Below are 8,778 nucleotides of genomic sequence, written 5' to 3'. Positions count from 1 at the left end.
GGGGGGGGTGGCGGGCGGCGCGGAGCCCGACGCCCGGAGGCTGGCCGAACAGCTGACGGCGGCCGGGCTCCTCTCCGTCGTCTCCGCGGACGGCGGCGACTGCCGCTACCGTCCCCACGATCTGGTCGCCCTGTACGCGCGCGAACTGGCGGCGCACGAGGACCCGCGAGCCTCCGGCGAGTCCATGGACAGGATGCTGGACGCGCTGATCGCGGCCACGGAGTCGATGTATCCGCACCTGCCCTGGTCACTCGAGGGTCTGCCGCTGGATCGGGCCCGCGAGCATCATCCGGCGTACGTGACGGCCGTACCCGCGGTGGAGCCCGGCGACTCCGTACGGTGGGTCCACGCTCAACGGTCCCTCCTGCTCAGCGTCATCGAGCAGGGGTGCCGCTTCGGCCACGTCTCCAAGGCCGAACGACTCTCCGGCCTCGTCGCCCCGACCTTGGCGGCGTTCGGCGGGTTCGAGGAACTGCTGCGGACCATGGCCATGCTCCGCGACGCGGCCCGGTCGGCCGGGGACGCCCTGGCCGAATGGAGGGCCGAGTACGCCCGCGCCGCGCTGCTCCTGACCAGGCAGGTGGATGAGTCAGCGCGTCTCTACGCGCGGTGCGCCGAGGAGTTCGAGCGCCTGGACGCCCCCGTCGAACAGGCCCAGAGCCTGGCCTGCCTGGCTTTCGCCCGGTCCATCCGGGGCCACGTGGACGAGGGAAGCAGCCTTGCGGCGATCGAGATCGCCGGCACTCTCGGCCGGCCGGCCATCAGCGCGCTGGCTTTCCGCAACCACGCCGAGGTGCTGCTGCGGAGTGGACGCCGCGCGGAGGCGCTCGAGCGGTATCGCGAATCGCTGGCCTGCGTCCAAGGTCTCGACAACAACCTGAGGGTGCGGGGTGACCTCAGCCGGCGCTATTCCCGGTGCGCGCTGCGCCTGGGTGACCTCGACGAGGCGAGGACCTCGTGCCGGCAGGCGATCCTGCTGGCGGAGGCCGCCTACGACAGTCACGGACTCGCCTGGTGCCTGAATCTGAAAGGTCAGATCCTGCTGGCCGACGAACGGCCGCGGGAGGCTCTCGAGGCCGCCGAACGATCCCGGCGGCTCATGGCCGAGACCGGCGACGCGCAGGGCTCGGCGACCGTGGCGCTGGTCCTGGCCCGCGCCCGCCTCGCGGCGAACCGGCGCCGGTAGCACCGCCTCCGCTCAGGTGGTGTGGTCCTCGTCGTAGATGTCGGCGGCGGAGCGGACGATGAGCGGGTCGGGGGTGCCGACCACGTCGTGGTTCTTGTTGTCGTAGTCGAACAGGTTCAGCACGTGCCGCATCGCCTCCACCCTGCCCCGCTTCTTGTCGTTGCTCTTGATGACCGTCCACGGCGCCTCGGGGATGTCGGTGCTGTGGAACATCTCCTCCTTGGCGACGGTGTACTCGTCCCACTTGTCCAGCGAGGCCAGGTCCATCGGCGACAGCTTCCACTGCCGCACCGGGTCCACCTGCCGGATGATGAACCGGGTGCGCTGCTCCGAGCGCGTCACCGAGAACCACAGCTTGACCAGGTGGATGCCGTCGCGTACCAGGGCCTGCTCGAACTGCGGCGCCTGCAGCATGAACTCCGCGCACTCCGCCTCGGTGCAGAACCCCATCACCCGCTCCACCCCGGCCCGGGTGTACCAGGACCGGTCGAACAGCACGATCTCCCCCGCCGCCGGCAGGTGGGCGACGTAACGCTGCAGGTACCACTGGGTGCGCTCGCGTTCCGACGGCTTCTCCAGGGCCACCACCGTCGCGCCGCGCGGGTTCAGGTGCTCCATGAAGCGCTTGATCGTGCCGCCCTTGCCGGCCGCGTCGCGGCCCTCGAAGAGGATCACCAGCCGCCCGCCGTGCTCCTTGATCCAGTACTGGAGTTTCAGCAGCTCGATCTGCAGCAGCCGCTTGGACTGGTCGTACTCCTGGCGATCCATGCGCTCGGGGTACGGGTAGTGCTCGCGCCAGGTGTCCACCCGGGTCCCGTCGGGGCGCAGCAGGACGGGATCGTCGTCGTCGCTGTCGTCCACGATCAAGCCGGGGGTCGAGTCCAGCAGCGAAACATAGTTCATGACCATCGCCCTGCCCGTGTCTCGTACCGTCAACGCCGATCAGTGGAATTGCGGACGATCAGGTAGATACCCCCCGTACGCCCGCGCCGCCCTATATCGCCCGCCCCATCGTCTTGGCGTCGTCGAAGACGTTAGGGGCTCGGGTTGAACAGACCGTGAATCCCTGACAGACAAAAAATAACAAAACCGTCATATGTTCATATATCCCCAGAAGGCCCGCCGGCAGAAGGCCGGTTGCCAGCGGTCGCCGGTGGGATCACACTGACGGCGTCAATCGGCGTGGTGCCTGTCCGGACAGGGAGGGCATGATGAGCACGACAGACGCAGGCCCCGGAAGCTTCGACCAGAAGATCGAGGTGGTGGTCGTCCCCGTCTCGGACGTCGAGCGGGCCAAGGAGTTCTACGTCAGGATCGGCTGGCGGCTGGACGCCACCCCGCCGTGGGTGGTGCAGCTCACGCCGCCCGGCTCGGGCTGCTCGGTGCAGTTCGGGGAGAACCTCACCCCGGCCGCCCCCGGCTCGGCCACCTCGTACGTCGTCGTCTCCGACATCGAGGCCGCCAGGCGCGCGCTGGTCGCGGCGGGCGTCGAGGTGGAGGAGATCTACCACATCGGCCCCGGCGGCAGGGCCCCCGGCCTGGACCCGGAACGCGGCACCTACCGCTCGCGCGCCTCGTTCCAGGACCCTGACGGCAACAACTGGTGGTTGCAGGAGATCACCACCCGGCTGCCCGGCCGGGTGGACCCCGCCCCGGCCGCCTACACCTCGGTGGGGGAGCTGGCGGCGGCGCTGCGGCGGGCCGAGGCCGCCCACGGCGAGCACGAGAAGCGCACCGGGGAGCCGGACGCGGACTGGCCCACCTGGTACGCCACGTACATGCTGGCCGAGCAGGCCGGGACGGAGCCGCCGATCTGAGCCCGCGAACAGCCTGACCGCCCTGGGAAGCGGGAGCGGTGTAGGGAAGCCGTCAAGATTCGGCCCCCCGGCGTAGGAAAGCCGTCAAGAACGGAAAAACGCCCCAATTTCGGAGTTTTGCTGTGCCCTGCACGCACATGTTCCGGAATTGAGGAGTGGAGATGGCCGACGTCGTCTTCGTCGCCCTGACGATCGCGATCTTCGTGGTCCTCGGGCTGGTCGTGAGGGCGGTGGAGCGCCTGTGAGCGCCGTCAACGCCGCCGGTCTCGTGGTCGTCGTGGCCCTGGTGGTCCTCATGGTGGCGGCCCTGCTGTTCCCGGAGCGGTTCTGATGAGCGAGACCGCCGCGGGGCTGCTCTTCGTCGCCTCCCTGATCGTCGCCCTCGCCGTGGTCCACCGGCCGTTCGGCGACTACATGCACCGCGTGTACACCTCCCCCCGGCACAACGCCGCCGAGCGCGGCCTGTACCGGCTGCTCGGCGTGCGCCCCGACGCCGAGCAGAGCTGGGGCGTGTACGCGCGCGCCCTGCTGGCGTTCTCGCTGGTCTCCGTGCTGTTCGTGTACGGCGTGCAGCGGCTGCAGGACAAGCTGCCGCTCAGCCTCGGGATGGGGCCGGTCACCGACCACGTCGCGTGGAACACCGCGATCAGCTTCGTCACCAACACCAACTGGCAGGCGTACTCGGGCGAGTCCACGATGGGCCATCTGACCCAGATGGCCGCGCTGGCGGTGCAGAACTTCGTCTCGGCCGCGGTGGGCATGGCGGTGGCGATCGCGCTGGTGCGCGGGTTCGCCCGGCACAAGGCGGGCACGATCGGCAACTTCTGGGTGGATCTGGTCCGCGGCACGATCCGGATCCTGCTGCCGATCGCCTTCGTCGGTGCGCTGGTGCTGGTCGCGGGCGGGGTGATCCAGAACCTGTCCGGCCCGCACGAGATCACCACGCTGACCGGCGGCGCCCAGGCGATCACCGGCGGCCCGGTCGCCTCGCAGGAGGTCATCAAGGAGCTGGGCACCAACGGCGGCGGCTTCTACAACGCCAACTCCGCCCACCCCTTCGAGAACGCCACCTCCTGGACCAACTGGTTCGAGATCTTCCTGCTCCTGGTGATCCCGTTCGCGCTGACGCGCACGTTCGGCCGGATGGTCGGCCAGGTCAGGCAGGGGTACGCGATCCTCGCCGTGATGGGCGTGATCGCGCTGGGCAGCGTCCTGCTGACCAACGCCTTCGAGCTGTCCGGCGGCGGCACCGTGCCGCAGGCCGTGGGCGCGGCGATGGAGGGCAAGGAGGTCCGCTTCGGGGTCTCCGGCTCCGCCACGTTCGCCGCCGCGACCACGCTCACCAGCACCGGCGCGGTGAACTCCTTCCACGACTCGTTCACCCCGTTCGGCGGCATGATGACGCTGTTCGACATGATGCTCGGCGAGGTCGCGCCGGGCGGGGTCGGCTCGGGCCTGTACGGCATGTTGGTCCTGGCCGTCATCACGGTGTTCGTGGCCGGGCTGATGGTCGGCCGCACCCCCGAGTACCTGGGCAAGAAGATCGGCCCCCGCGAGATCAAGCTCGCCTCCCTGTACTTCCTCGTCACCCCGGTCCTGGTCCTGGCCGGCACCGCGGCCGCGATGGGCTCCGAGCGGCAGCGCGCGAGCATGCTGAACTCCGGCCCGCACGGCCTGTCGGAGGTGCTGTACGCCTTCACCAGCGCCTCCGGCAACAACGGCTCCGCCTTCGCCGGCCTCACCGTCAACACCCCCTGGTACGACGTGGCGCTCGGCCTGTGCATGGTCCTCGGCCGGTTCCTGCCGATCGTCCTGGTGCTGGCCCTGGCCGGGTCGCTGGCCGTCCGGTCGCCCGTCCCCGAGGGCGCGGGCACGCTGCCGACGCACCGGCCGCAGTTCGTCGGCCTGGTCGTCGGCGTGACGGTCGTCCTGGTCGCCCTCACCTTCCTCCCGGCGCTCGCGCTCGGCCCCATCGCGGAAGGACTGTCCTGACATGTCGACCCCCGTACGGGAAAGGCCGGCGCCGGAGAAGGCGGACGGCCGCGTGAGCGGCGGCCTGCTCGATCCCCGGCAGCTGATCCGCGCGCTGCCGGACGCGCTGCGCAAGCTCAACCCGGTCACCCTGCGGCGCAACCCGGTGATGCTCGTCGTGGAGGCCGGCGCGGCCTTCTCCACCGTGCTGGCCGTGCTCGGCCCGTCGCTGTTCGCCTGGGCCGTCGTGGTGTGGCTGTGGCTGACCGTCGTGTTCGCCAACCTGGCCGAGGCGGTGGCCGAGGGCCGGGGCAAGGCCCAGGCCGCCACCTTGCGCAGGGCCAGGACCGGCACCCGGGCCCGCCGCCTCACGAGCCGCGCCCCGGCCGAGTGGGACGTCGTCGCGGCGCCCGACCTGCGGCAGGGCGACCTCGTCGTGGTCGAGGCCGGAGAGGTCATCCCCGGTGACGGCGACGTGGTGGAGGGCATCGCCTCGGTGGACGAGTCGGCGATCACCGGCGAGTCCGCCCCGGTCATCCGCGAGTCCGGCGGCGACCGCAGCGCGGTCACCGGCGGCACCAGGGTGCTGTCCGACCGGATCATCGTGAAGATCACCCAGAGGCCGGGCGAGAGCTTCATCGACCGGATGATCGCCCTGGTCGAGGGCGCCGACCGGCAGAAGACCCCGAACGAGATCGCCCTCAACATCCTGCTGGCCGCACTGACGGTCATCTTCCTGGTCGCCACCGCGACCATGCAGCCGCTGGCGATCTACTCCAGGTCCGTCAACCCGGGCGGGCCCGACTCGCTCGCGCTGACCGGCGACGGCGTCACCGGCGTCGTGCTGGTCTCGCTGCTGGTGTGCCTGATCCCGACCACGATCGGCGCGCTGCTGAGCGCGATCGGCATCGCCGGCATGGACCGCCTGGTGCAGCGCAACGTGCTGGCGATGTCGGGCCGCGCGGTGGAGGCCGCCGGGGACGTCTCCACGCTGCTGCTGGACAAGACCGGCACCATCACGCTGGGCAACCGCCAGGCGGCCGGGTTCGTCCCCGTCGCCGGGGTCGGGGAACAGGACCTGGCCGAGGCGGCGCAACTGTCCAGCCTGGCCGACGAGACCCCCGAGGGCCGCTCGATCGTCGTGTTCGCCAAGCAGCGGTACGGCCTGCGCGAGCGCGAGGTCCACGGCGCGCGGTGGGTGCGGTTCACCGCGCGGACCCGCATGTCCGGCGTCGACCTGGGCGATCGGCAGATCCGCAAGGGCGCCGCGACGGCCGTCATGACGTGGGTGCGCGAGGCCGGCGGCCACCCCGCTGACGAGGTCGGCCATATCGTGGACGGCATCTCCGCCTCCGGCGGCACCCCGCTCGTGGTCGCCGAGAAGGGCCGGGTCCTCGGCGTGATCCACCTCAAGGACGTGGTCAAGCAGGGCATGCGCGAGCGCTTCGCCGCGATGCGCCGCATGGGCATCCGCACCGTGATGATCACCGGCGACAACCCGCTGACCGCCAGGGCCATCGCCGACGAGGCCGGGGTGGACGACTTCCTGGCCGAGGCCACCCCGGAGGACAAGCTGGCCCTGATCAGGAAGGAGCAGGAGGGCGGCCGGCTGGTGGCGATGACCGGCGACGGCACCAACGACGCCCCCGCGCTGGCCCAGTCGGACGTCGGCGTGGCCATGAACACCGGCACGTCGGCCGCCAAGGAGGCCGGCAACATGGTCGACCTCGACTCCGACCCGACCAAGCTCATCGAGATCGTCGAGATCGGCAAGCAGCTCCTGATCACGCGCGGGGCGCTGACCACGTTCTCGATCGCCAACGACGTCGCGAAGTACTTCGCGATCATCCCGGCGATGTTCGCGGCGGTCTACCCGGGCCTGGACACGCTCAACGTCATGCGCCTGGCAAGCCCGCAGTCCGCCGTCCTCTCAGCGGTGATCTTCAACGCACTGATCATCGTGGCGCTGATCCCGCTGGCCCTGCGGGGCGTGCGCTACCGGCCCTCCAGCGCCGCGAAACTGCTGAGCCGCAACCTGTACGTCTACGGCCTGGGCGGCATCGTCGCGCCGTTCATCGGCATCAAGCTCATCGACCTGATCGTCCAGTTCCTCCCGGGGATGTCATAAATGGAACACCTGCCCAGCTGGATCCGCCGGCACCTCACCGCGCTCCGGGCGGTCGCCGTCCTGACCGTGCTGCTCGGCCTCGTCTACCCGCTGCTCACCACCGGCGTCGCCCAGGCGCTGTTCAGCGACAAGGCCAACGGCTCGATGACCGGCCACGGCAGCGCCCTCGTCGGCCAGTCGTTCACCGGCAAGGACGGCGCCCCGGTCAGGAAGTACTTCCAGTCCCGGCCGTCGGCCGGCGACCACGACCCCACCGCGACCGGGGCGAGCAACCTGGGCCCCGAGGACGTGATCGACACGCCCGCCAGGAAGTCGCTGCTCACCCAGGTGTGCGCCCGCTCCCTGGCCGTCGGCGAGCTGGAGGGCGTCAGCGGCGCCCGCCCGTACTGCACCCCGGACGGGATCGGCGCGGTGCTCAAGGTCTTCCCCGGCCGCGCCGTCAGCGTCAACCAGGCCTGCCCGGCCGTGCCCTTCGTCACCTCGTACGAGGGCCTGGAGGTGGAGTGCGCGCGGCCCGGCGAGGACCACGCGGCCGGCCGGACCGTGCCCGTCCGGGGGAACGTGACCGCCGTCCAGGTGCCCGCCGACGCGGTGACGGCCGGCGGGTCCGGCCTCGACCCGCACATCTCCGTCACCTACGCCGACCTCCAGGCGCCCCGCGTCGCCAGGGAGCGCGGCCTGGCCCTCGGCCGGGTGAGGGCGCTGATCGGCGAGCACACCACGGGCCGGGCGCTCGGCTTCATCGGCGAACCCGCCGTCGACGTGCTCGAACTCAACCTCGCCCTCGACAGGGGCTGAGGTGAGGGGCGGCGCCTGACCGGCTGGGCGCTCGCGGTCGCCGGGATGCCCGCGCTGACCGCCGCGCTCGTGCCGTTCCGGGAGGTGCTGTCGCTGCCGAGCGAGATCCTGCTCTTCCTCTGCCTGACCGTCGGCGTGGCGCTGGCGGGCGGCACGTGGCCGGCCGTCACCGCGGCGGTGGGCGGGTCGCTGCTGCTCAACTGGTACTTCACCCCGCCGGTCGGCGCGTTCACCATCTCCGACCCGGAGAGCCTGTTCGCGCTGGTGGTGTTCGTCCTGGTGGCGGCCGCGGTGAGCACGATCGTGGACATCGCGGCCCGCCGCACCCGCGAGGCCGCCCGGGGCGGGCCGCTGGAGGCCGCCGACCGTACGGTGCTGGAGGCCTTCGCCGCCGAGGCCGCCGTCGCACTGCGCCATGAGCGCCTTCAGGAGGCGGCCGAGCGGGCCCGCCCGCTGGTGGCCAACCTGCTCGACATGAGCCGTCTGCAGGCCGGGGTGCTAGGCGTGAGCCCGCGGCCGGTCGCGCTGGAGGAGATCGTCCCGCGTGCCGTGGACGACCTCGGCCCGTCGCGCGACCTGGCCCTGTCGCGCGGCCTGGCCGAGGCGATGGGCGGCGCCCTCGTCCCGGAGGAGACCCCGGGCGGAGGTCTCACCATGATCCTCACGCTACCAGTGGCGACGTCTTCGTGACGCCAGAGTGACGTCATCCCCGCTTGCAATGGCGTCACCACGATGGCACCATGACGTCATGGACCTTGGACCATATGTCGACCACCTTCGCCGCGAGCTCGCGGTCGCCGCGTCGGCCGGCGGTGAGGAGGCCCCCGCGCTGGCCGAGCGGCTCGCCGCCACACTCGAGCCGGCCACCCGGCTCTCGC

The 8,778-nt window shown here is 71.3% G+C and carries 8 protein-coding genes; 7 read left to right on the top strand and 1 reads right to left on the bottom strand.

Features of this window, described 5'->3' with window-relative positions; translation table 11 throughout:
* Nucleotides 1-1,186: tetratricopeptide repeat protein (locus KME77_RS13010; protein WP_219466345.1), on the top strand; the 1,186-nt coding region annotated here is incomplete at its 5' end.
* A 12-nt stretch (nt 1,187-1,198) separates the two neighbouring features.
* On the opposite strand, the gene ppk2 is transcribed toward KME77_RS13010, so the two are convergent.
* Nucleotides 1,199-2,089: a polyphosphate kinase 2 gene (gene ppk2, locus KME77_RS13005; RefSeq protein WP_246609669.1), complete on the bottom strand. Its 891-nt coding sequence runs from the start codon at nt 2,087-2,089 to the stop codon at nt 1,199-1,201.
* A gap of 308 nt (nt 2,090-2,397) precedes the next feature.
* Between ppk2 and KME77_RS13000 the strand changes: the two genes are divergently transcribed.
* The 6 genes from KME77_RS13000 to KME77_RS12975 all read left to right on the top strand — a co-directional run bounded on the left by KME77_RS13000 (nt 2,398) and on the right by KME77_RS12975 (nt 8,590).
* Nucleotides 2,398-3,003 (top strand): VOC family protein, encoded by a 606-nt coding sequence (locus KME77_RS13000; RefSeq protein WP_219466344.1) that lies wholly within the window; start codon nt 2,398-2,400, stop codon nt 3,001-3,003.
* 241 nt (nt 3,004-3,244) lie between these two features.
* Complete coding sequence (locus KME77_RS12995) at nt 3,245-3,334, top strand: K(+)-transporting ATPase subunit F (RefSeq protein ID WP_219466343.1); 90 nt, start codon at nt 3,245-3,247, stop codon at nt 3,332-3,334.
* The gene (gene kdpA / locus KME77_RS12990; protein WP_219466342.1) at nt 3,334-4,995 is read left to right on the top strand and encodes a potassium-transporting ATPase subunit KdpA; all 1,662 of its coding nucleotides are present in this window, start codon (nt 3,334-3,336) and stop codon (nt 4,993-4,995) included. Before KME77_RS12995 ends, kdpA begins: the two co-directional genes overlap by 1 nt.
* Before the next feature lies 1 nt (nt 4,996).
* Complete coding sequence (gene kdpB, locus KME77_RS12985; RefSeq protein ID WP_219466341.1) at nt 4,997-7,102, top strand: potassium-transporting ATPase subunit KdpB; 2,106 nt, start codon at nt 4,997-4,999, stop codon at nt 7,100-7,102.
* Nucleotides 7,103-7,900, top strand: coding sequence for a potassium-transporting ATPase subunit C (locus KME77_RS12980; RefSeq protein WP_219466337.1), 798 nt, complete (start codon nt 7,103-7,105; stop codon nt 7,898-7,900).
* Between the two features lie 45 nt (nt 7,901-7,945).
* A complete protein-coding gene (locus tag KME77_RS12975; RefSeq protein ID WP_219466334.1) occupies nt 7,946-8,590 on the top strand; it encodes a DUF4118 domain-containing protein in 645 nt (214 codons plus the stop codon).
* Nucleotides 8,591-8,778: the final 188 nt, after the last annotated feature.

The organism is Nonomuraea rhizosphaerae (assembly GCF_019396405.1).
GTDB classification, from domain to species: Bacteria; Actinomycetota; Actinomycetes; order Streptosporangiales; family Streptosporangiaceae; genus Nonomuraea; species Nonomuraea rhizosphaerae.
Note: the sequence above shows the minus strand (reverse complement) of the source record. Positions and strands in the feature narration are given on the sequence as shown.